This is a genomic window from Actinomadura rugatobispora, assembly GCF_055379765.1.
Genome location: NZ_AP029191.1, coordinates 6,417,632 through 6,439,723, shown reverse-complemented (window position 1 = coordinate 6,439,723; position 22,092 = coordinate 6,417,632). Strand labels below are relative to the sequence as shown.

Annotated in this window: 18 protein-coding genes and 1 other RNA gene; 5 read left to right on the top strand and 14 right to left on the bottom strand. The window is 70.7% G+C overall.

Going from position 1 to position 22,092, the window contains the following annotated elements; translation table 11 throughout:
- Window positions 1–34 precede the first annotated feature (34 nt).
- The 5 genes from ACZ466_RS28835 to ACZ466_RS28815 all read right to left on the bottom strand — a co-directional run bounded on the left by ACZ466_RS28835 (window position 35) and on the right by ACZ466_RS28815 (window position 5,541).
- Window positions 35–958 carry an EI24 domain-containing protein gene (locus tag ACZ466_RS28835; protein WP_378279166.1) on the bottom strand — a complete coding sequence of 308 codons (924 nt, stop codon included), beginning with the start codon at window positions 956–958 and terminating at the stop codon, window positions 35–37.
- 11 nt (window positions 959–969) lie between these two features.
- A complete protein-coding gene (locus tag ACZ466_RS28830) occupies window positions 970–1,815 on the bottom strand; it encodes an SDR family NAD(P)-dependent oxidoreductase (protein ID WP_378279167.1) in 846 nt (281 codons plus the stop codon).
- Window positions 1,816–1,856: 41 nt separating this feature from the next.
- Complete coding sequence (locus ACZ466_RS28825) at window positions 1,857–4,082, bottom strand: hypothetical protein (RefSeq protein ID WP_378279169.1); 2,226 nt, start codon at window positions 4,080–4,082, stop codon at window positions 1,857–1,859.
- Window positions 4,079–4,828 carry a hypothetical protein gene (locus tag ACZ466_RS28820; protein WP_378279172.1) on the bottom strand — a complete coding sequence of 250 codons (750 nt, stop codon included), beginning with the start codon at window positions 4,826–4,828 and terminating at the stop codon, window positions 4,079–4,081. Before ACZ466_RS28820 ends, ACZ466_RS28825 begins: the two co-directional genes overlap by 4 nt.
- Before the next feature lie 71 nt (window positions 4,829–4,899).
- Entirely contained in the window at window positions 4,900–5,541 is a 642-nt protein-coding gene (locus ACZ466_RS28815) for a Crp/Fnr family transcriptional regulator (RefSeq protein WP_378279174.1), read from the bottom strand.
- Window positions 5,542–5,744: 203 nt separating this feature from the next.
- On the opposite strand from ACZ466_RS28815, the gene ACZ466_RS28810 reads away from it, so the two are divergent.
- The 3 genes from ACZ466_RS28810 to ACZ466_RS28800 all read left to right on the top strand — a co-directional run bounded on the left by ACZ466_RS28810 (window position 5,745) and on the right by ACZ466_RS28800 (window position 7,902).
- Window positions 5,745–6,656 carry an RNA polymerase subunit sigma-70 gene (locus ACZ466_RS28810; protein WP_378279175.1) on the top strand — a complete coding sequence of 304 codons (912 nt, stop codon included), beginning with the start codon at window positions 5,745–5,747 and terminating at the stop codon, window positions 6,654–6,656.
- A gap of 3 nt (window positions 6,657–6,659) precedes the next feature.
- Entirely contained in the window at window positions 6,660–7,394 is a 735-nt protein-coding gene (locus ACZ466_RS28805) for an alpha/beta fold hydrolase (RefSeq protein WP_378279177.1), read from the top strand.
- Between the two features lie 94 nt (window positions 7,395–7,488).
- Window positions 7,489–7,902, top strand: coding sequence for a hypothetical protein (locus ACZ466_RS28800; RefSeq protein ID WP_378279180.1), 414 nt, complete (start codon window positions 7,489–7,491; stop codon window positions 7,900–7,902).
- Window positions 7,903–8,082: 180 nt separating this feature from the next.
- Here ACZ466_RS28800 and ACZ466_RS28795 read toward each other — a convergent pair whose 3' ends face one another.
- From ACZ466_RS28795 to ftsE, 8 genes are all read right to left on the bottom strand, one after another.
- The gene (locus ACZ466_RS28795) at window positions 8,083–9,309 is read right to left on the bottom strand and encodes a barstar family protein (RefSeq protein WP_464041730.1); all 1,227 of its coding nucleotides are present in this window, start codon (window positions 9,307–9,309) and stop codon (window positions 8,083–8,085) included.
- A 559-nt stretch (window positions 9,310–9,868) separates the two neighbouring features.
- Window positions 9,869–10,492, bottom strand: a complete 624-nt coding sequence (locus tag ACZ466_RS28790; protein ID WP_378279183.1) for a hypothetical protein — start codon at window positions 10,490–10,492, stop codon at window positions 9,869–9,871.
- A gap of 1,856 nt (window positions 10,493–12,348) precedes the next feature.
- Window positions 12,349–12,721: a transfer-messenger RNA gene (gene ssrA, locus ACZ466_RS28785) on the bottom strand.
- A gap of 311 nt (window positions 12,722–13,032) precedes the next feature.
- Entirely contained in the window at window positions 13,033–14,982 is a 1,950-nt protein-coding gene (locus ACZ466_RS28780) for a penicillin-binding transpeptidase domain-containing protein (RefSeq protein WP_378279185.1), read from the bottom strand.
- 8 nt (window positions 14,983–14,990) lie between these two features.
- A complete protein-coding gene (gene smpB, locus ACZ466_RS28775) occupies window positions 14,991–15,467 on the bottom strand; it encodes an SsrA-binding protein SmpB (protein WP_378279187.1) in 477 nt (158 codons plus the stop codon).
- Between the two features lie 16 nt (window positions 15,468–15,483).
- Window positions 15,484–16,707 (bottom strand): S41 family peptidase, encoded by a 1,224-nt coding sequence (locus ACZ466_RS28770; RefSeq protein WP_378279189.1) that lies wholly within the window; start codon window positions 16,705–16,707, stop codon window positions 15,484–15,486.
- 9 nt (window positions 16,708–16,716) lie between these two features.
- Window positions 16,717–17,622, bottom strand: coding sequence for a permease-like cell division protein FtsX (gene ftsX / locus ACZ466_RS28765; RefSeq protein ID WP_378279191.1), 906 nt, complete (start codon window positions 17,620–17,622; stop codon window positions 16,717–16,719).
- Between the two features lie 263 nt (window positions 17,623–17,885).
- Complete coding sequence (gene ftsE / locus ACZ466_RS28760; protein WP_378279193.1) at window positions 17,886–18,575, bottom strand: cell division ATP-binding protein FtsE; 690 nt, start codon at window positions 18,573–18,575, stop codon at window positions 17,886–17,888.
- Window positions 18,576–19,245: 670 nt separating this feature from the next.
- Here ftsE and ACZ466_RS28755 point away from each other — a divergent pair.
- Window positions 19,246–19,428, top strand: coding sequence for a hypothetical protein (locus ACZ466_RS28755; RefSeq protein ID WP_378279195.1), 183 nt, complete (start codon window positions 19,246–19,248; stop codon window positions 19,426–19,428).
- A 25-nt stretch (window positions 19,429–19,453) separates the two neighbouring features.
- Here ACZ466_RS28755 and ACZ466_RS28750 read toward each other — a convergent pair whose 3' ends face one another.
- Window positions 19,454–20,566 carry a hypothetical protein gene (locus tag ACZ466_RS28750; protein WP_378279197.1) on the bottom strand — a complete coding sequence of 371 codons (1,113 nt, stop codon included), beginning with the start codon at window positions 20,564–20,566 and terminating at the stop codon, window positions 19,454–19,456.
- Window positions 20,567–20,738: 172 nt separating this feature from the next.
- Here ACZ466_RS28750 and prfB point away from each other — a divergent pair, with 172 nt between their 5' ends.
- Entirely contained in the window at window positions 20,739–21,848 is a 1,110-nt protein-coding gene (gene prfB, locus ACZ466_RS28745) for a peptide chain release factor 2 (RefSeq protein WP_378279198.1), read from the top strand.
- Window positions 21,849–22,092 lie beyond the last annotated feature (244 nt).

Sequence of the window (22,092 nt, the reverse complement as noted above, 5' to 3'; positions counted from 1 at the left end):
GGTCATCACGCTCAGGACACATCTTTCCAACACCTCAGCCATGTGCCGGCGGCCCTCCCGCGCCCGGAGCGTACGGCCCCGGGGCGTACTGCCCGGGCGTGTACGGCCCCGGCGCCTGAGGACTGTGCGCCTGCGGCCCCGGAACCTGAGGACCGTGGCCCGGCGCGCCGGGCGCCTGCGGCGCCGCGGGCGCCTGCGGAATGCCGGCCGCCAGCCGCTCCCGGGCGAGCAGCGTGCCGGCCGCCACCGCGCCCGGCATCGCCAGCACCGCGCCCAGCGGGATGAGGAACACCACGACCGTCGCCACGCCGAGGCCGACCACCAGCATCCGGTTCTGCTTCATCAGCGCGAACCGCTGCTTGCGCCGCACCCCGCGCCGGTCCAGCGCGACCGACGTCAGCTCGCCCGCCAGGAAGTAGCCCGACACGCACGCCGCCACGACCGGCACCACCGTCTGCCCCACCAGGGGGATGAACCCGCAGGCGAAGAACACGATCGCGAAGCCCAGCGCCACCACGCCCAGCAGCACCGCGTCCTTGACCGCCCGCGCGATCTGCGTCATCAGCGGCTCGTCCGGCTCCGGCGGGGCGCCGCCCTGCGACTCCTCGACCTTCTCCGAGATGTTCTCGTAGAAGGGATCGCCCACCATGAGCGTGCACGCGGTGAACGTCACCAGCGCCAGGAAAAGGGACGCCCCGAACAGCGCGAGGCCCGCCACGACCCGCGTGGCCTGCCGAACCCCGTCCGACCAGTCGTCGGCGAACGGGGTCAGCCACCCCACCACGCCGTCCAGGTTCCAGGCCAGCACGCCGAGCACCGTCCCGTACACCACCAGGACGATCACGGCCGGGATGAGCCCGAACAACCACAGCAGGGGATGCCTGGCCACCCACCCCAGCCCGCGGAAGAGGTAGCCGATTCCGGAGATCAGATCACTGAAACCTTGGCGCACACGCACCAAACTATCGTTCAGAGGCGCACGAGCGCCGCCGAGCGCTCCCAGACCGCCGCGCGCAGGCCCGCGTCCCTGCGCGCCGCCACGACCGGCAGCAGCCGCGCCCCCGGAATCGTGGAGTGGAACCGCCCGGACTCGAACCGCTCCTCCACCGCCAGCCTCACCGGCACCCGGGCGCCCTGCGCCGGCGTCCGCACCAGCGGCGTCCGCGCCATCAGCCGCTCCGCCCGCTCCGCGCCCGGCACGTCCCGCACCAGCCCGGTGGCGACCCACCCGGGACAGACCGCGTTGACGGCCACGCCCTTGACCCGCTCCGCCAGCTCCTGGGCGAACAGGATGTTCAAGAGCTTGGAGCGCCCGTACACCCGCACCGATCCCAGCGGCCCGTAAGCCCCGGGCTCGGCCAGCCGCGCCACGTCCCAGCGGCCCGCCCGGCGGTGCATCTCCGACGCGATCATCACCACCCGCGACGGCGCCGCCTCCTCCAGCCGCTCCAGCAGCAGGTTCGTCAGCAGGAACGGCCCGAGATGGTTGGTCGCGATCATCCGGTCGTAGCCGTCCGCGCTCACCTTGGCGCGCAGGTTGTGCACGCCCGCGTTGTTGACCAGCACGTCGATCCACCCGTACCGGTCGCGCAGCCGTCCGGCGACCTCCCGCACGTCCGCGAGCACCGACAGGTCCGCCTCGAACATCTCGACCTCGGCCCCGGGCGCGCTCCGCCTGATCTCCGCGACCGCGGCCCGGCCCCGCACCGGATTCCGGCACACGACCCCGACCCGGAAACCCCGCCGCGCCAGCTCCCGCGCGATCTCCCTCCCGATCCCCGAGCCCGCCCCGGTCACGATGGCGATCTTCTCCATCCCCCCACTCTCCCACCCACCGACCAACCCCCGACACGCCCTCAGCCCCACCGCCCGAACAGCCGCACCCGCACGGCCAGGAGGATCCGCCGCCATTCGGGCTGGAGCAGCCGCACGAGAACGTCGTCCTTGACGGTCCGCCTCCCGCCGCCCCCGCTGCCCGCCCACCGCCGGACGAGGTCCACCATCACCTGAGCCCGCGCCGGCTCGTGCCCGGCGGCCCGGCAGAACGCCGCCACAATTCCCGGCCGCAGGTCGGCGCGCCGCGCCGCCGTGTCCAACCACAGTCGCGCCACCTCCTCGAAACCCCCGTAGCCGGTGTCGCGACGCCGCGCCGGCGACGCCGCCCGCGCACCGGCCACGGGCTCGGGCGGCGGTTCGGCCCCCAGCGCCACGGCCCACGCGGGCGTGCAGGCGTACGGATCGACGGCGGCAGGCCCGGTCAGCGCCGTGGCGAGCCCCTCGTGATCGCGCTCGGCCGCCAGGTCCAAGAACAGCTCGGTCCCGATCCTCGCCTGCTGCGCCTCGTCCCCGTACAGGCCGCCGCCGCTCCCGACCCCCGCCCACGTCAGCGCGGCGTCGAGCACGTCCGCGCGGTACCGAGCGGCCAGCTCCCGCGCCGTGTCGAGGACGATCGGCCGGATCTCCGGTCCGCCCCGCTCCGCCAGATCCCCGAGAACCCTCAGCACACGCCTGAGGTGGTGCGGGTCGGCCGGGCCCTGCCCGTCCAGGAATGCGCACAGCAGCCGGAGACCCGCACGCGTCCGGCGCGCCCTGTCCTGCTTGGACAAGTTGGGGTTCGGTTCGCACCACCGCATCGCCGTGACGATGACCGTGGCCCGATTCTGGACGGCCAGCTTGAGCGCCACGTCGTGAACCTCGGCCTGCACCTGCTCATCGCCGTACGTCGTCAGGTGCTTGAGCCGGGTCAGCGCGATCGACACGTGCGCCTCCCCCAGCACCTGGCAGACCCGCGCCACCGTCAGCTTCAGTGTCTGCGGGGCCCGCCGCTCGGTGGACCACTCGTAGAGCCGCCTGCGCACACGTCCGCCGACAAGCGGATCCAAGCAGGTGTTCGCCAGGGCGATATAGGCCAGGTTCGCCCCCAGTTGGTCCTTGCCGGTCCACCTCCGGGCCGTATCGGCGATGAACGCCGCTTCGCCGTGCCCGGCCGCCAGTTCGGCGAACACCTCGGCGAGCCGGTTACGCAGCGCGGTCTCCAGGCCCACCGCGTCGATGGCCAGCTTCGACAGCCATGTCAGCAGGTCCATGCGCGTCAGGGGGTACTCGTTCCAGACGTACCGGAGCACCGACTCCCGGTAGCTCTGGCGGCGAAACACGATCTTGCTCCCGTCGCGCTCGGCCTCGAGCAGCGCGGCGAGTCCCGTCGTGGGACACCAGGCCAGCCCGCCGCCCGCGACGGACATCTCCAGCTGCCGGGCCAGCCACAGGGCCGCGTCGTACACGCTCGTCTCGTCGGCCGGAGTGATCGTCGCCGCGGCCACCATCAGCGTCTGCTCCCGCAGGTCATGCCTGGCGAACCAGTGGCGCAACTCATCGGCCCAGCCCTGGTAGGCCCGCTCGACCTGCTGCTCGTCCCCGCCGGCCGCCGTGACGTCCAGCACGAGATCGGCCAGCCGCCGCCCATCCCCGGGCAGGGCGCGCTCCAGCAGCTCCGCCGCCCGCGGCCAGCCCGGCCAGCCGGTGCCGCCCAAGCCTCGGCAGGACAAACGGCGCCGGTACACCGCATCGGTCGGAGGCGGCTTCACCTCGATCGTGGCGAGGAACTCGGCGAAGTCCTGGCACTCCTCCGGCCTGCCGACGACCAGCAGGTAGCCGCCGACCTCGCGAACCCTGTCCAGGCAGGCCCACAGCCTCGTCTTCGATTCGTCGTGTGCGCGCACCAGGTAACCCTGGGCACCGGCGACCTGGATCTCCTCCATGTCGTCGCTGTCGGTGGAGAAGTACCGGATGGGCATGCTCGGCTGCAGCTGGCGCAGCGCCGCGATGGCCGTGGTCGCCGTCCCCGCGCCCCGCGGTCCAGTGACGGCGACGCCCCTGAAACGGCGGAGCGCCTCAACGATCTCGTCGTGGTTGTGAGCGGTCACGTAGCCGGTGACCCGCTCGACGATCCGGTCCTCCGTCATGACCATCTGAGGGCGCCCGCGCACGATCCGGATCTGCTGTTGGACGAGGTCACCGTTGACGGTGTTGCCGAACGCGGCCTGCGCCTCGTCCCCGCTGAACTCGACGTTCTCGATCGTCATGATGAGCGCCCCTGCCGGAGGTCACCGCCGACCGTGTTACCGAACGCGGCCTGAGCCCCGTCCCCGCTGAACGTGACCCCGCTGATGTTCGCTCCGCCTGTGGAAGGCCGCGGCGGGGCCTCCTCGGGCGGTCCTGCAGATGGCTCCACGGGCTTGACGGACGGGACGGGCACGTAAAGGTAGGCGGGCCGGGCGTACTGCTTCACCTTCACCGCCACCTCCGTGAACTGGCTCTCGCGCAGGCTCGTCCATTCTCCGAGCACGTACGGCCGGAAGATCTCCTCCGACAGCAGGAACGCGGCGAAGGTCACCCGGGGATCGCTGTGCTCGAGGGCGTCGCGGAGCGGGTCGCTGTCGAGCAACCGGTTGACATCGACGGTGGCGGTGGAGATGCCCGGCGCGTCGAGACGTTCGTCGTCCACGAGCCCGACGTGCAGCGCCACCCGCAGCCGCAACCGCAACTCCCGGGCCCGGAACTCCGGCGCCGCATCGTGCAGCGCGTCCTGGAGCCTGCGCGGGAACGGGTCGATGAGCGCGGCGCTCGACTCGTGGGGCAGCGCGGCCAGGACACCGTCGCCGGTGCTCTCCTTGAACTGTGCGTTCTCCCACGCCTCACCGAGCCCGCTGGCCTGGCACGCCTTTCCCAGGACGCGCCGGATCTCCAGGTGGACGTCGGGCAGCTTCTTGTCAGGGTGTGCGCTGAACTTCTCGGCGTCGACGACGAGCAGGGCGCGAAACTGTTCCACGGCGGTGTCTCCAGGGAGGCGGCGGGTTCTCCACCACCATGCCGACTCTCCGTTGACACGAGTGTCGGATATCAGACATTCCAGCGACCCGATTCGGCCAGCGCCCGCAGCCGCTCCGGGTCGGTGATGACGATCCTGCGCCGGGCGGTCCGGACTATCCCCTGGTCACGCAGCTTGCCCAGCTCAGCGGCCACCACGCTGCGGGACAGGCCCACGGCCTGGCCGATCTCGCTCTGGCCGAGGCCCACGTCCACCGGCCCGCCCCGCCCGGGGACCGCCAGACGTACCAGCGCCCGTACGACCCGCGGCCCCGCGGGCAGCGCCGCCGTCTCGGCCCGCCACGCCTCGCCCTCGCGGATACGCCGCATCGCCCGCTGCAGCAGTTCGGTCTCCAGGCCCGACGAACGCACCAAAGCCCGGAACCGGTCGGCCGGCAGCATCCGCATGACGCACGGCTCGATCGTGACCACGGTCGCCGAGCGCTCGTCCCCGCCCAGCACGGCGATCTCCCCGATCAGTTCCCCCACGCCCCGGAGAGCCAGCAGGAGCACCTCACCGCCGGGCAAAGAGAGCGACACCTTCACCCGTCCCGAGACCAGCAGCAGGACGTGCGTGGGCGGATCCCCCTGCCGGAGCACGACCTTCTCCGCCTCGAACCGCCGTTCGCTGCCCGCGGCATGCAGCCGCTCCCACATCTCCACCGAAACTTCCACGACCCAAGATCTCCGGCGCACGGCGATAGGTCCGACCCGTCCCCACCACCCTGCCAGACCACACGGACGAGGGCGTTCGGGACGGCATTCCGGTCTCTCGCGCGGCGGGAACAGGAGATCCCGAAACGCATCGCCGGCTCCGGGGGGAGCCACCGCAGTGCCGGGAGCACCGGCGCCCACCCTGTGGCGATTAGTGTGGCCGGGTGGTGTTCGAGGAGCGGCTGGAAGCGCACCGGGTGGAGTTGACCGCCCACTGCTACCGGATGCTCGCCTGTGCCGCAGAGGCCGAGGACGCCGTTCAGGAGACCTTCGTCCGCGCCTGGAAGAACGCCGACCGGTTCGACGAACGCAAGGCGCGGCTGCGCACCTGGCTGTACAGGATCGCCACCAACGTCTGCCTTGACATGACCCGCAGCGTGCAGCGCCGCGCGCTCGCGATGGATCTCGGCCCGTCCGGGGGTCCGCTCGGTGCGCCGCTGGACGCCGCCGCGTTCGTCCAGCCGATCCCCGACCGGCTCGCGCTGCCCGACCCGGCCGAGCTCGCCGCCGAGCGCGAGACGATCAGGCTGGCGTTCGTCGCCGCCCTCCAGGCACTGCCGCCGCGCCAGCGGGCCGTCCTCATCCTGCGCGAGGTGCTCTGCTGGACGGCGGAGGAGACGGCCGCGCTGCTCGACACCAGCCCGGCCGCAGTCAACAGCGCCCTGCAGCGCGCGCGTGCCGCCATGTCCGCGCGGCGCCCGTCCAACGAGATCGACGAGGACCTGCTCGAGCGGTACGTCAAGGCGTTCACCGCCTACGACGTCGACGGCCTGGTGTCGCTGCTCCACGAGGACGCCACCATGTCGATGCCGCCGTTCGCCTGGTGGCTCAGCGGCAGGGAGGCGATCCGGGCGGCCCTGCTGGGCGCGGGCGGCGCGTGCGCCGGCGACCGGCTGGTCCGCACCGCGGCCAACGGCTCGGCGGCCTTCGCGCAGTACCGCGACGGGAAGGCGTTCGGCCTGGTCGTCCTGGACGTCCGCGACGGATTGATCGCAAGCACCACGACCTACCTCGACCCGTCCCTGTTCGCGTTGTTCGGGCTGCCGATGAATCCGGGGACGCCGTCCCGTATGTAGTGCATGACCGACATCGTTGACATGTGGCATGACGAGCGCGGCGCGGGCGACCCGGTGGTGCTGCTGCACGGCGGGATGACCGACGGCCGCTGCTTCACCGGCAACCTCGACGGACTCGCCGACACGTTCCGGCTCTACCTGCCCGACCGGCGCGGCCACGGCCGTACACCCGACGCCCCCGGCCCGATCACCATCGAGCTCATGGCGCGGGACACGATCGCCTTCCTCGAACGCGTGGTCGGCGGTCCGGCCCGGCTGGTGGGCTACAGCGCCGGCGGCACGGTCGCGCTGTGGACGGCGATGCTCCGCCCCGACCTGGTCGAGCGCCTCGTCCTGATCAGCACGGCCTACGACCTGGACGGGCTGATCTTCAAACCGTCGGCGGAGGGCCCGATGCCCGCCGAGATCGTCGACGCCTACGCCGAGGTGTCGCCCGACGGCCGCGACCACTTCCCGATCGTCGTCCGCAAGATCGCGGATGCGGCCGCGACCGGGCCGGGCCCGGCCGACCTGCGCGCGGTGACGGCCCGTGCCCTGGTGCTGGCCGGGGACGACGACCTGGTCACCCTCGACCACACCGTGGCGCTCTACCGGGCACTGCCCACCGCCGAACTGGCCGTGCTGCCGAACGCCAGTCACCTGCTGCTGATGGAGCACCCCGAAACGGTGCGCGCCATCGTCCAGGCGTTCCTGACCACGGACCCCACCCCGACGTACATGCCCATCGCACGCAGGTAGCTCCCGAGGACATTCGCGGGACACTTCGTGCGGATACCGTGGAGAACGTGCGATCCCCGTAGGCGATCGCACGCTTCTCCGAGAAGCTGTCGACATGACCACGAATCGCGGCGCCCCGACGTGGCCGGTGCACCGGAAACGCAAATGGGGAGGACGGGTCGTAGCGTTCTTCCTGCTCGCCGGGATAGGCGCCGCGATCGTCTCCTACCTGGCGATCGGGGGCTCGTGGAGAATCTGCGAAAGCGGCCCTGGACCGGGCGGGGCCTTCGTCATGAACTTCCTGGGCATCGTCGGGTTCCTGGTCATGCCGCCACTGGCCGCACTATGCGGCGCGCTGGCCGTCGCCGCCCACGCCCTACTCAGCCGGTCGACGAGGCTGCGACGGTTTGAGAACACCGTGCCCACGCTCATCACCGTGGCGGGAATCATCATGCTGATCGCGCTGGTCGTCCTGTGGATAGCGTGGGGCAGCCCGCCCGACGGCTACTGCGACAAACCGCTCGGCTGAAGCAGAACACCCAGCCCGAGATCCCGACCAGGCCGCACGATCGTGGCGGCGCACCCCCCGGAAAACATTGGGGGCGACTCGTAAAGGTAATCACGTCCTGCTCGAACACATACGACCTGGTCAGAGATATATGCGTCCGGCTGACCGGCACGCCCGCAACCTCCGGCTTCGAGATGGTCGTCACCGATCTGGACGGACTCGTCCGGGCAGTTCGACCTCAACGCCGTGTTCTGTGAACATGCGCAGGAGATACTCCAGGGTGACCGCAGGGCCGTGTCGATGACGGTCGTAGCCTGCCACCAGGCGTTCGCGGGCTACTGCCGAGTCGTGCCAGACCAGGCGGAACGGCGCGCGGACTCCCCACTTCCCGCTCAGACAGTCATCGAAGGCGTCCAGGTTCCAGCCGAAGTAGCCACCCGGACCGTTGATGGCCTCACCGATGGCGCAGTAGAAGCCCTCGACGTCGGTGACGAAACGGCCGTCGAGGTCGAACGCGGTCCCTGCCGGACGATCGGGGACGTCGGAGCGATGATGGGCCAGCGCCACGCCGGCCCACTCGTGCCGCAGCGTCCGGTCGTAGTCGCCCCACAGGTTGCGCCGCGTGGGTCGGCCGGTGAACCACAGGTCCAGAATGCCGCGTGTGCCGGCCGGACGTGGTTCTGCGTTGCCGGCGATGGTCACGTCCAGGAGGCCGGCGCCGTGTGTGGACGGCACGCACGCCACGATCGTCCCGGACACACCGCAGTCGATCAGGGGTGTCACCGAGCCGTCGGCGGCAACGGCTCCCACCTGCGCGGACACCCGGCGGCGGCGCTGAGCGGCCTTCGTGGACCGCGGTAGTGCGGCGATCGCGTCCAGCAGCGGCGGCTCGGGCCGGCAGCCGATCAGGATGACCTGCGGTACCGGGGGCTCGGCCGGCTCCCGGAAGAGGCCGGTGACGTCGGCGCAGGTCCCGCATGGCGCACCGTCGGGATCGGTCAGCGCGAATCCGGTGACGTCGTCCGGACGAGCGATGCCGTCCGTACGGTCGTCGACATCGGCCAAGCCCTCCAGCTCGAGGTCGACACGCCCCGGCCAGTCCCGTGACGGCCGGTGGCCCAGGACGATCACGTCGAGCAGTCGTTCGCCCAACCAGCCGCGCCGCACCGCCGGATCGTCGGGCTTGGCCGACACCCATAGGTCGCCTGCCCACGCACCCTCGGGATCGGGATTCTGGGTCGGCCGATCGAGTGCCGCGGTGAGCACCCCGTCCGGCACACACCCCAGGAGGGTGAAGCGTTCCCGCGGACGAGGCGGCAGATCGACGAACAGCCCGTCGATGTCGGCGCACACCGCCACGGCTTCCTCATCGGGGTACTGCGGCGTACCGGTGTGCCCGACGAGCAGCCAACGCGGCGCAACCCCCACGTTCCACCTCCATGGCTGTTCGGCCAGGCGATCGTTTGTCACTGGCCAAACGTACCGGTCACCAAGAAACCGCCTCATCACCGCGGATCGCAGACGGCCGCCCGCACGGGAATGCTTTGAGATCCGGGGATCCGGTGACCAAACGGCCCGACCGGTGGGTCAGGCCGCACCCACCGCCCGTGGGGCGTCCCCCGCAAGGCGGGCGACCGCCTCAGTAGCAGCTTTCTATGGACTACCGCAGTCCCAGTACCTTTGCGGATGCACCACCCGATCCCTGGCCTTCCGCTTTCACCGCAGGTCAAAGCACCAAGGGCGGTGCACGATCTGGGAGCAGGCGGTGCCTTGATCCCAGTGGATCTGGACGCGACCATCGTGATCACGCACTCCGCCAAGGAGCAGGTCGCGCCCACCTGGAAGCGCAGCTTCGGGTTCCATTCGATTGACCGCATTTATCGCAGCCGGGCCACCACGCCGACCCGCCGACAGAACACCGGTCGTTGGGTCGCTCCACGCCCCGACCAACGGTATGGCTCGGGAAGGAGCCCCGAGGCCCGGCCGCTCAGCCTCGGCGCGCGGAATACACCGTCAGGTAGCGGTATTCGGGCGAGGTCACTTTGGCGTTCTCATCCTTTTTGGCCAGGGCCCGCTGCTTGTTCACCTCTTTCCATTGCGCCATCATCACGTCCTGGTATTTCTCGTGAAGCCGGCCCTCGCCGTCGACCTCCATCTGACCGATGTTCTGATCCCGGATGTAGATCTTCTCACCTTCCTTGAAGAGGGCGGCGGTATGGCCGAGTCGCCGCCCGATCGAGGACTCGGTGAAGCAGAGGAGATAGCCGGTGTTGTCGTCCAGGGCGTCGAACGGATCAAACTCTCCGTCATCGGCGATCTTGCGGGTCTGCTTCCGCTCGACCGTGAATCCGCGCGATGCGGCGTACTCGATGAGGCCGGCGTCGCCGTTCCGTTCCTCGGCGATCCTCCGGTACTCCAGCTGCTGGGCGGCCAATTGCCGCAGGTTTTGCCCCGCGAAGGCCGCGGGGGCGGTGTCAGTGGTGTACACGAGCGTCAGCCAGTCGAGTGCGATCGCCACGCAGATCCCGGCGTTCTCGGTGCCGTGGATCACGGTTTCGAGTTCGCGATAATCCGCTTCGGTCATCAGGTAGGTCGTGATCCTTTTCGGCATCGGCTTCGTCCTCTCCGTTGAGGCGTCGGTAGGGTGCAGCGTAGCCCCATATCAGAAATTTGTGGACTGAATAGCCACTTCCGGACGACAGGGCAGACGACGTCTCATGATCCCGCCATTCGGTTGCCAGTGGGTGGTGGCACCATTCGCTCATTGACTCCCGTGGATCACAGCGGATCTGGAATGTGCAGTCGAGAACGCGCGAGATCGACCAGAGCCATGCTCGAAGATCCACACGGCGATCCGCGTGCGTGACTTGAATATGCACTCGGCATGCCCCTCGGCGGTACGCTGGGCGACCACCAGCCGCTCTGCGTTTTCCTTGTTGCCGAGTTCCCCTCCGCGACTTCCGCTCCCGCGGCGTCAGCACCGTGTCAACGGCCTGTCCGGCCAGCCGGGCTCCGGCTCCGCATCCTCCGCGGACGGCGTCCCGGCACGCGTTGAAGAGCGCCAGGCAGGTGTCATCGCCCGGCGCGGGCTGCGGAGCCGCTCAAGGCGGCCGAACCCGACAAGCGACGCGCCGGCCGCGGTTGTCCTGTGCGGCGCGAACTTCACCACGCGTTCGAGGGACAGCTGCACGGACTCGGCGGCGCGGCACGGTCACGAGCGCCTCGCCGTTGATCCTGACGGCTCGTCGCGAGGAATGATCAACGGCGAGCCGGGGCGTGTCGCCCGCTCGCCCAGCCCGAGCGCAGTCGCAGTCCGCGTAGCGAAGACTGGGTATCGGGGGGGAACCAGGACGGCCAGGCGTTCAGGAGACCAGCGGACTGTAACGCCAGGACGCGCTCAGCCCCTTGTCCACCACGACAGTGCTTCCGGTCATGCCCGCACCGGCGTCAGGGCTGGCGCCGCTCCACCGCCTTGATGATCGTGTCCGGATCGGCGTTCGATGATGCCGGGGCACACGCAGTTGACCCTGATGATCGCCGAACCGAGGTCCATCGCCGCCGGAGGAAGGTCGCTGCCGCGCAGTTGACGAGGCCGCGGAGTTCGAGCCGGTCGGCGGCGGCGACGGCCCGCGATCCTTGATGTCGCCGGCGAGGGCGGAGGGGACGTCCGCCCCCGCGCCTCGCAGCTCATCGGCCGCGTGCGCCAGCCGTCCGTGCCCAGCATCCGCGCGCTCGCCAACCCGGTGCCGGGGCGCCACCCGTGACGATGACCGAACGCTTCTTCTCTGACATGGCGTGCCTCTCACATGCATGGACGGCTGCCGGTGGACCGCCGCGGCACGGGCTTCAGTCGCCGGTCACGATCTCGTAAGGAAGAACGGACATGAGCCGCCCGCAGTCGCCGACGGTCACCTCCACCAGGTGGCCGGAGCGCCGCGCCTCCGTACAGCGCGTAGTCGAGCCCGCTGCTCCCGTCGATGCCCACGCGGCCGGACATGTGGACGGTCGCTCCGGCGGCCTCGAGCAGCCCGCCGGCCTCGGCCGGGTCGTCACCCCGGACCTGCAGGTGGTGCAGACCAGGGCCGTGCTCGTCAAGGAAGTCCCGGTAGGGACCGGGACCGGCCGACGAGGACCTCGACGTGCAGGTCACCGGCTCGGACCGTGGCGATCCGCATGGCGAAGTCGGCGGGGCTTCCAGAGCGCGACGTGCGTCCCGGGGCCGGCGATCGACTTGAGGATGTCGGCCGTGATCTGCGATGCCCGCGATGTGCGAGACGCCATGCTGAATGCTTTGAGATCCGGGGATACGGTGACCAAAACGGCCCGACCGGTGTTCCGGTCGGGCCGCATCCACCGCCCGTGGGGGCGAAGCCCTCACGGGCGGGGGGTTCGGGGGTCGCGCCCCGATGGGCACAAACGAAACGACGCGGGGAGCAGGCCCGAAGGGCCTGCTCCCCGCGTCGTCCAGAGTGGAGGTGGCGGGAATCGAACCCGCGTCCTTCGGTGATGAGTCAGGGCTTCTCCGGGTGCAGCCTGCGGATCGCTTTCTCAGCCCCGGCGCTCATGCAGGCCTGTCGCCGGCGGGCTCAGTCGCTGTTAGATGTTCCTGCTCACCCCGCGACCGGGTGGGCAGGTGAAGTCCCCTGATGATGCCAGGCCCCGGGCCGGAGACATACCCGGGCTGACAGAGTCGCTACTCGCCTCAGGCGGCGAGAGCGAACTCAGACTGCTTCTTGTTGGCAGTTATTGGTTTGCTGTCACAGGATTTACGAGGTCACGACAGCAACCCTCGACCCGCTTCCCCTGGCTCGACCTACCGAAGTCGAAGCCGGTCACCCCCATGTTCAGTTGTCAACGCGGATGCCGGAGCATCCGCAGGAGACGCTACAGGGACAACGCTTCGGATGCCAACGGGATTCCCGCCCGGGCACGGTGATGCCCCGGTGAGCGGCGAGCTGGGTCGCTCGCTCACCGGGGCCGACCGGCAGGGTCAGGGCCGGTCCGGACGGCAGAGCCTCCCCCGAGACGAGGCTCTGGTCTCATCACGGCGACTGAGTCCGCAACCCCCCAAGCGGAATCCCAGTCACCCGTAAAGACGCCCAGGACCCCAACCGGGGTTGCGGCCCGGCCGTAAAGAGACCACAAAGCCCGTCAGCGGGCGGGGGCGCCGGTGAGGAAGATGGGTACCAACTTGGCGGCGTTGACCTTGCCCTCCACGGCGATGGCGAACGACATGTCGCCGCGGGAGCCCACGAACCAGGAGATCGGCTTGCCGTTCTGGTCGGCGGTGGCGGCCACGCCCCGCACCACGGCGCCGGTGCCGACCTCGGCGTCCCTGGCCGCCCCGGCGAAGACCGAGCGCCGCATCAGCAGCTTCAGGTCGGAGGTCGCCACCGGGCTCAGCGGCTGCGCGGCCACCTGCTGGGGGTCGCGGGGGTCGTTCAGGAGGTAGGGCGGGCGCCACGTGCCGGACTCGACCACTCCGGCGACCAGCGCCATCGCCAGGGGGCTCACCTCGACCTTGCCCTGGCCCAGCATGATGGCGGCCTTCTCGGCGTCGTTGGCCGGCGCCTGCACGGAGCCGGAGAAGTGGGGCGCCGACAGGCCCCAGTCCTTGCCGATCCCGAGCTTTCCGGCCTCGGCGAGCAGGGCGTCGCCGTTCAGCCGGCCGCTGAGGGCGGCCAGCGTGGTCGCGCACGAGTTGGCGAACTGCATCTGGAGGGTGTCCTGCTTGCGGGCGCCGCCGCCGGGGTTGCTGAACGTGCGGCCGCCCACGGTGGTGGTGGCGGGGCAGTCGGCCTTGGTGGTCTGCGACAGGCCCGCGTTCAGCAGCGCCTCGGCCGAGACGACGCTGAAGGCCATCCCGGGCGGGTAGCGGCCCTCCATGGCCAGGTTGCGGCCGCCGGTGAGGTGGTTGGCGACCGCCAGGACCTCGCCGGTGCTGGGACGGACGACGACCATCGACGCGGGCGTCCTGAGGCCGCTCAGGGCCAGATCGGCGCGCGGCTGGAGCCTGCGGTCGAGGGTGGTGCGGACCGGTGCCGGGTTCTGGCCGGGCCACGAGCGCAGCTCCTGCCGTCCCGAGCCGTCGGGGTTCTGCGCCACCACCCGTACCGTCGGGATCCCGGCGAGACGGCGCTGCAGCAGCAGCTGCAGCCCGCTGACACCGATGGTGTCGCCGGGCTGGTACGGGGCGCCGACCTGCTGGAGGCGGTCGGCGGTGGCGGGGCCGAGCCCGCCGACCAGCTCGGGGGCCAGTTCGGGGGCCATCGGCGTCTGCACGGGCTGGAACCGCAGCCCCTGGACCTGCCGCAGCCGCAGGATCAGCGCGTTGCTCTCGGGACGCTGCAGCGTCAGCAGGGGCAGGAACGCGTTCGGCGGCGCGGACCTGACCCGGCCCAGGAGGCGCTCGGAGTCCAGTTGCTGGCCGCCGTCGGCCCGGGCGGCCCGGGTGATCTGGTCGACGGTCCGCTTCGGGTCGCGCAGCTGCCCCGGGTAGACCCCGACGATGTCGGCGTTGACCTTGCGGATCAGGGGGCGGGCCGCCGAGTCCTGGATGGGGGCGCGGGGCGGCACCTCGGTCACCACGGCCAGGCGCTGCCCGGCCTTGAGGTTGGGGTTGATGATGGACGGGTCCCACTGGACCTTCCACTGCCCCTTGATGCGCTTGAGGTGCATGAGGCCGGTGTAGGTCCAGGGCTCGCCGTTCTCGCCCAGGTCGACCTTCACCGAGAAGCGGGCGGTGGCCGCTTCGCCGGTCTTCTCGATGGCCTTGTCGCGTTCGTCGCGCTCCTGCCCGGCCTGGACGGGCGCGCCCAGCGCCAGCTTCAGCGACGCCGCGTCCAGCTGGCCGCGCACCTGGTCGAGCGCGGCGGCGACGGTGGCACGGTCGGCGCCGGTGGTCTTGCGGGCGGCGGCCTCGTGGTTGCCGACCTGCCAGGCGATCAGGAAGTCGCGCATGGTCGGCAGCGCGGACGGCTCGGCGAAGCAGGCGCCGGCCCCGGAGCCGACGAGGACGGCGCAGCCCGCCGCCGAGATCACCCGGCGCACCCGGGAACGCGCGGGATCCAGGCGGCCCCGCCGGTCGGACCTGAAGCTCATCGGCACCTTCACCGTCCCGCCCTGAACCGGGCCGCCTGGGCGCGCTGCATCTCCCGGTCGGCCTCGCGCTTGGCGAGGGCCTGGCGCTTGTCGTAGGACTTCTTGCCGCGGCCGAGCCCGATCTCGATCTTGGCCTTGCCGTCCTTGAAGTACAGCGCCAGCGGGATCAGCGTGAAGCCCGGCTCGGACGACTTCGCGATGATCCTCTGGATCTCCTTCTTGTGCAGGAGGAGCTTGCGGCGCCGGCGGGGGGCGTGGTTGGTCCAGGTGCCCTGGGTGTACTCGGGGATGTGGACGTTCTCCAGCCACACCTCGCCGTCCCTGACGTGGGCGTAACCGTCGGCGAGCGAGGCGCGGCCGGCGCGCAGCGCCTTCACCTCCGTGCCCATCAGCACCATGCCCGCCTCCCACGTGTCGTCGATGTGGTAGTCGTAGCGGGCCCGCTTGTTCTGGGCGATGAGTTTCCGCCCTGTCTCACGTGGCACTGGTCATCAGCCTCGTTCAGCCTCGGTTCCTGTCCGGCAGCGTCGCGAGCAGGCCGCGCAGCACCTCCTGGCCGCGCTGCTCGGCCGCTCTGGGGGGGCGGTCGGCGGGGACCGGCACGTCGGGCTCGATGCCCACCCCGTCGAGGTTACGGCCGCCGGGCGTGCGGTAGCGACCCACGGTCAGCTCGATCGCCGAGCCGTCGGGCAGCTCCACCGGTTCCTGCACCGAGCCCTTCCCATATGTACGCGATCCTACGATCACCGCGCGGTCGCGATCACGCAGGGAACCGGCCACCACCTCCGCCGCGCTGGCCGTCCCGCCGTCGACCAGCACCACCACCGGGCCGGCCGGGTCGCCGGGACGGGTCACGGCGAGCTTCTCGGCGGGCAGGCCGGGGCGCTCGTAGGTCACCACCAGCCCGTCGGTGAGGAACGCCGAGGCGGTCTCCACCGCCTCCTCCAGCAGGCCGCCGGGATTGCCGCGCAGGTCGAGCAGGATGCCCGCGGCGCCGCGTCCGCCGGGCCCGCCGGTGACCGCGTCGCGGACCTCCCGGCCCACGCCGCGGGTGAACTCCTCGACCCGGATCAGGCGGGTGCGTCCGCCGGCCTCGGTCACGGTGACGTCGTGGGCGCGCACGGCCGTGCGGACCAGGGAGAAGCCGAGCTCGCGGCCGTTCCGCCCGACGGTGAGCCGCACCCGGGTGCCGGGACGGCCGCGCAGGGCCGTGGAGACCTGGGAGACGTCCCAGGCCCCGGCGGGCCGGCCGTCGACGGCGACGATCGAGTCGCCGCCGCGCACCCCGGCGCGCTCGGCGACGGAACCGGGCCGTACCCCGGCCACCAGCACCCGCCCCGCCGGGACCGGGACCGCGCCGCCGTCCTCGCCGGGGACCGCCGTGGCGTCGCCGGTGCCGAGCCACAGGCCGACACCGCTGTAGCGGCCTTCGAGCCGCCCCTGGAACTCGTCGTACTCGCTGGGCGAGTAGTAGCGCGCCCACCGGTCGCCCAGGCGGTGCAGCACGTCCTCGACCGCCGGCCCGTCCACGGCGCCGTCGCCCCTGGACGGCACCGGCACCCGGTCACCGACCCGCCACGCCGTCTCGTCGAGGAGCGAGGCACGGGCCGTACCGGAGGCCGGCCGCCCCTGCGGGCCGCCGGGGACCGCACCGGCGGTGTACGCGCAGATGACGACGACGGCTACGGCCGCCCCGCGCGGCATTCGGCCGCTCGACCGGAACATGCGGTCAGTCTAGATGCGTAGATAACGGCGCAACGTCAGGAACGAGGCGACCGCGCACAGCAGCACGCCGAAGCAGATCGAGACCACGATGACCGCGATCACCGTCCCCCAGCCCAGCTGGCTGGCGAAGCCGATATTGCCGGCCAGCCGGTCGATCAGCAGCATCTTGCTGGCCACCAGCAGGACCGAGGAGAACATCCCGCCGATCAGCCCGGCGATCGCGCCCTCCAGGATGAACGGCATCTGGATATAGGTGTTGGACGCCCCGACCAGCCGCATGATCCCGGTCTCCCGGCGCCGGTTGAACGCCGACAGCCGGACCGTGTTGCCCACCAGCAGCACCGAGGCGATCACCTGGACCAGCGCGATGAACAGCGACGCGAACTGCAGCCCGTTCAGGATACGGAAGAACTTCTTCAGGATCTCCTGCTCGTTGATCACCTGGTCGACCCCGGGACGGCCCAGCGCGGCCTGCGCGACCCCCTTGAACTCCTCCGGGTTCTTCAACCTGATCCGGTAGGAGTCGGGAATGTCACCCTCCTTCGCGCTCTGCACGAAGCCGGGGGTGCTGGCGAACCGGTCCTTGAACCGGGCGTAGGCCTGCTGCTTGCTCTCGTACTCGATCGCGGCCACCTGCGGCAGCTTGTCCAGCTCCGCCTTCAGGTCCTGCTTCTGCTGGTCGGTGGCGTCGGCCTTCTGGCAGTTGGGATTGGAACTGGTCTGGGCGCACAGGAAGATCGAGACCTCGACCTTGTCGTACCAGTAGGTCTTGGAGGAGTTGACCTGCTGCCTGATGAGGAGGCCGGTGCCGAAGAGCGCCATGGCGATGGCGACGGTGATGACGAGGGAGATCGTCATCGTCAGGTTCCGGCGGAGACCGATCCAGATCTCCTGGAGAACGAACTGTACGCGCATGCCTCGCTGTCCTTGATCGCCTGTGCCCCGCTGGGAGCGTGGGTCCGGTGCAGGCTACGCCATGCGCCCGGTCGAGCGGCGGCGCCCGGATGTCATACGCCCGTCGCGGACCCTCGGTTCAGATGCGTGCTTGGTCTCTTTCGGCCGGTTCCCGCATCCCGCGCGGGCCGGTGTCGGTGTCCCTTCCGGGGGCGGACCCCCAGACCCCGGCTTCGCCCAGGTCAGTTGTTCCTTCCGGGGACGGACCCCCGGGCTTCGCCTGGCTAGTAGGCCTGGCCGTAGACGCCGCGGGACTGGTCGCGGACGACGCGCCCGTCCTCCAGTTCGACGACGCGCTTGCGGAAGGCGTCGACGATCGCGGCGTCGTGCGTGGCCATGACCACGGTCGTCCCGGTCCGGTTGATCCGGTCCAGCACCTTCATGATGCCGATCGAGGTCGCCGGGTCGATGTTCCCGGTGGGCTCGTCGGCCAGCAGGATCATCGGGCGGTTGACGAACGCCCGCGCGATGGCCACGCGCTGCTGCTCGCCGCCGGACAGCTCGTCGGGCATCCGGTGCTGCTTGCCCTCCAGGCCGACCAGGTCGATGACCTCGGGCACCACCTTGGCGATGAAGCGCCGTGGCTTGCCGATCACCTCCAGGGCGAACGCGACGTTCTCGAAGACGTTCTTGTTCGGCAGCAGCCGGAAGTCCTGGAACACGCAGCCGATCCTGCGGCGCAGGTGCGGCACCTTCCAGTTGCTCAGCCGGCTCAGGTCCTTGCCCGCCACGTGGACGTGCCCCTGGGAAGGACGCTCCTCCTTCAGGATCAGCCGGAGGAAGGTCGACTTCCCCGAACCGGACGGGCCGACCAGGAACAGGAACTCGCCCTTCTCGATGGCGACGTTCACATGCTGCAGGGCGGGCCGGTTCTGGGTCGGATAGGCCTTGGTGACGTTGTCGAAATGGATCATGGCTGCATCACGGTGGTTCAGCACCATTCTTGCGAAGGACCCGCGCGGTCACGTACGGGAGGAATCGCGTCTATATCTCTTGTCGTCCCGATGTGCGGACGGTAGTTTTCCTGTAGCGGTCGGTGAGTCCGGTGCGCGGGCCCTGCGGCTCGCGGACGGACGGCGGACCGGTCACGGACGGCCCGGGGGCGCGGACACGGCCGTGGACAGCGTCACCGGCCGGTCGCCCCGACCCTGCTCGCAGGCCCTCGCCCGCCGGGATCCTTGCGCGCCCGGCGACCGCTGCCCGCGACGGGACGGACCCGCGAAGGTCCGGCGTCCGTACCTGCTCCAGTCCGTCGACGATGTCCGTCAACCTGCCTGAGGCGGCATCATACAGCCGCCCTTCCGGCTGATACGTCACCTCCAGTGGCGGGTGCGGGCTGCGAGTCCGGGGCGCCGAACCGCAGGCCGCCGACTCTAAGCGCTCCGGCCCCGACCGCGGTAACCGAAACCCGCGGCGACCGGCGAACCGTGCGGCCCCGTGCAGTGTAGAGGTGGGAGTGCACCGCCTCGACCCGGCAGGGCCCCGGCCTGGTCCAGGACTTTACAGCCCGGTCATGCGGATTGCTGCGGAATCACGCTTAAAGTTCTCAGTGACAGGAACTTCCCGATCGAGAGAGACGGCCATATGAGCTGCGAACATCTGATCTGCGCCCGGTGCTCGGGTCCGGTGGTCGAGGGCCGCTGCCCGACCTGCCGGAACGCCCGGGACGAGATGCACGAGCACGGCCCGTCCATCCCGCCCGCGCTGGTCCTGGCCGGGCTGGTAGCCCTGTTCTTCGTCGCGCTCGTCCTGCAGCGCCTGTACTGAGCCCCGCACCCGCCACCGCGCCGAATCAGCTGGGCGGCTTCCGGATGGGAGGCGCGGTGGCCTTGTACACCCCGCCGGCGTCGGCGATCACATCGGCCTTGGGAGGCTGCGGCGCGGCGCCGTCCCCGCCCTCGCCCTCGCCGTCCCCCTCGTCCTTCTCGGGACGCGCCGGATCGAGCGCCGCGAACTGCAGCGTCTCCGAGACATGGATCTCGTTGCCCTCGACCGTCCCGTCGTCGAGCAGATGCGCGATCTCCGGCGTGATCGGCGGCTTGGCCGTCTCGTCCTCCTCGTCGGCGACCCTCGTCACGCTGTTGCGGTACAGCGAGTACAGCACCAGCCCGCCGCCGTCCTCGGTGCGCAGCTGGAAGATCGGGTACGGGGTCGCGGTGATCACGACCGACAGCGTCAGATCCTTCGTCTTCGCCCGCCGCTTGGCCTTGCGCGCCGCGTCGTAGTAGCCGGTGGTGACCGGCCCCGACCTCATCACCTTCGCCGCGACGCTGTCGGACCCCTCCGCCCCCACGGTCGCGTGGATGCCCGGCACCTCCCGGGGCCGGATGAGCACCGAGGTGTCCGAGGTCGTCAGCGCCGTCGCGTACCCCTGCGCGTCCAGGACGACCTTCGGCTCCTTCGCCTTGGGCGCCAGCGTCGACGCCAGGCTCAGCGTCCACCGCTCCCCCGGCGCCCGCAGGACGAACGCCATGATCGCGGTGCGGGTGCCCTTGTCCTCGCCGCGCACGCTCCGCGGCACCGACGCCACGAACCACTGCGGGTACACCTCGGGCCGCAGCTTCGGCACGTACAGCTTCGGGGCCCCGTACACGTAGCGGCGCACCGGATCGCCGTCGAAGGCCGCCTTGCGGTACTCGTTGGCGGTGAGCGGCGACTCGCCGTCCGACACCCACGTCAGCGCCAGCCGCTCGTCGCCGGCGGCGCGGGCCACGTCCTCGTTGGTGACGAACGTCCGGAACTCCCGGCGCGCCACCTCCAGCGTCAGCGGCTCCGGCTCCTCCTTCGTGGCCGTGACCACCGTCGTCGGCCGCGCCTCGGGCTTCTCACCCGCGCACCCGGCGGCCGCGAACGGCACCGCCGCCAGCGCCGCCACCAGCAGCGAGGTTCTCCGCGCAGTCCTCATGACGCCCGAACCCGACCTCTCCCCCGGCACCTGACGAACCGATCCCACGCCCGGAGAACGCGCCCGCGGCAGTGATCGATCCCGTGATTGTGCCATCCAACGGGCGGGGACCGGAGCGCGGACCGGAGTATCGGTCGCTCGCGCACTGCCGGGACGGCGATAAGCTCGGGGTGTGGCAGGCATCGAACCCGAAGAACAGCTCAAGGAGCTCGGCTCGACCCTGTCCGGCATCGAGCAGGTGCTGGACCTCGACGGCATGCGGCGTGACATCGCCGAGCTGCGCGAGCAGTCCGCCGACCCCGACCTGTGGAACGACCAGGAGCGCGCCCAGACGGTGACACGCCGGCTGTCGTACCTGGAGAGCGAGCTGAACCGGGTCGAGGGCCTGCGCCAGCGCCTCGACGACGCGGCCACGCTCTACGAGCTGGCCGGCGAGATGGACGACGAGGACACCCGCAAGGAGGCCGACGACGAGCTGGCCGCGCTGCACAAGGCGATCCAGCAGCTCGAGGTCCGCACGCTGATGTCCGGCGAGTACGACGAGCGCGCGGCGCTGGTCACCATCAACGCCCAGGCCGGCGGCGTCGACGCCGCCGACTGGGCCGAGCAGCTCCAGCGGATGTACCTGCGCTGGGCCGAACGCCACGGCTACCCCACCGAGGTCTACGAGACCTCCTACGCCGAAGAGGCCGGGATCAAGTCCACCACCTTCACGGTGCGGACCCCCTACGCCTACGGCACCCTCCGCGGCGAGCACGGCACCCACCGCCTCGTCCGCATCTCCCCGTTCGACAACCAGGGCCGCCGCCAGACCTCCTTCGCCGGCCTGGACGTCGTCCCGGTCGTCGAGCAGAGCGACCACATCGACATCGACGAGAACGACCTGCGGATCGACGTCTACCGCTCCTCGGGCCCCGGCGGCCAGGGCGTCAACACCACCGACTCGGCCGTCCGCATCACCCACATCCCGAGCGGCATCGTGGTCTCCTGCCAGAACGAGCGCAGCCAGCTCCAGAACAAGGCCACCGCGATGGGCGTCCTCCAGGCCAAGCTCCTGGAGCGCAAGCGCCAGGAGGAGGCCGAGAAGATCTCCTCACTCCGCGGCGAGACCACCACCAGCTGGGGCACCCAGATCCGCAACTACGTGCTGCACCCCTACCAGATCGTCAAGGACCTGCGCACCGGCGTGGAAGCGGGCAACCCCACCTCCGTGCTGGACGGCGACATCGACGAGTTCATCGAAGCCGAAATCCGCTGGATGCGGCAACAAGAGCACTCGTAATCGTGGAGGGGCGTTTCATTGTGGGGGGACGACCCCCCACGCCCCCCGATACGGCGCGAAGCGCCTCCTCCACTCGCCTGGGGGCTCGCTACGGACCCGCTCCCCGCCGCCTGCCCGTCCCTCCACTCCGCTGGCGCTCCGCTACGGGCCGGACAGTTTTCGCGGTCGCCGTTGCGGTTGCCACGGGGCCGGCAACAAGGCTTTATGGGCCCGGCCGTGGTGCGTCACGGGCCGTTCTGATACA

Bases quoted from the DNA above. Each gene is read 5' to 3' on its own strand.
- ACZ466_RS28830 (WP_378279167.1), bottom strand. From the start codon at position 1,815: ATGGAGAAGATCGCCATCGTGACCGGGGCGGGCTCGGGGATCGGGAGG.
- ACZ466_RS28825 (WP_378279169.1), bottom strand. From the start codon at position 4,082: ATGACGATCGAGAACGTCGAGTTCAGCGGGGACGAGGCGCAGGCCGCG.
- ACZ466_RS28805 (WP_378279177.1), top strand. From the start codon at position 6,660: ATGACCGACATCGTTGACATGTGGCATGACGAGCGCGGCGCGGGCGAC.
- ACZ466_RS28800 (WP_378279180.1), top strand. From the start codon at position 7,489: ATGACCACGAATCGCGGCGCCCCGACGTGGCCGGTGCACCGGAAACGC.
- ACZ466_RS28790 (WP_378279183.1), bottom strand. From the start codon at position 10,492: ATGCCGAAAAGGATCACGACCTACCTGATGACCGAAGCGGATTATCGC.
- ACZ466_RS28780 (WP_378279185.1), bottom strand. From the start codon at position 14,982: ATGAGCTTCAGGTCCGACCGGCGGGGCCGCCTGGATCCCGCGCGTTCC.
- ACZ466_RS28770 (WP_378279189.1), bottom strand. From the start codon at position 16,707: ATGTTCCGGTCGAGCGGCCGAATGCCGCGCGGGGCGGCCGTAGCCGTC.
- ftsX (WP_378279191.1), bottom strand. From the start codon at position 17,622: ATGCGCGTACAGTTCGTTCTCCAGGAGATCTGGATCGGTCTCCGCCGG.
- ftsE (WP_378279193.1), bottom strand. From the start codon at position 18,575: ATGATCCATTTCGACAACGTCACCAAGGCCTATCCGACCCAGAACCGG.
- ACZ466_RS28755 (WP_378279195.1), top strand. From the start codon at position 19,246: ATGAGCTGCGAACATCTGATCTGCGCCCGGTGCTCGGGTCCGGTGGTC.
- ACZ466_RS28750 (WP_378279197.1), bottom strand. From the start codon at position 20,566: ATGAGGACTGCGCGGAGAACCTCGCTGCTGGTGGCGGCGCTGGCGGCG.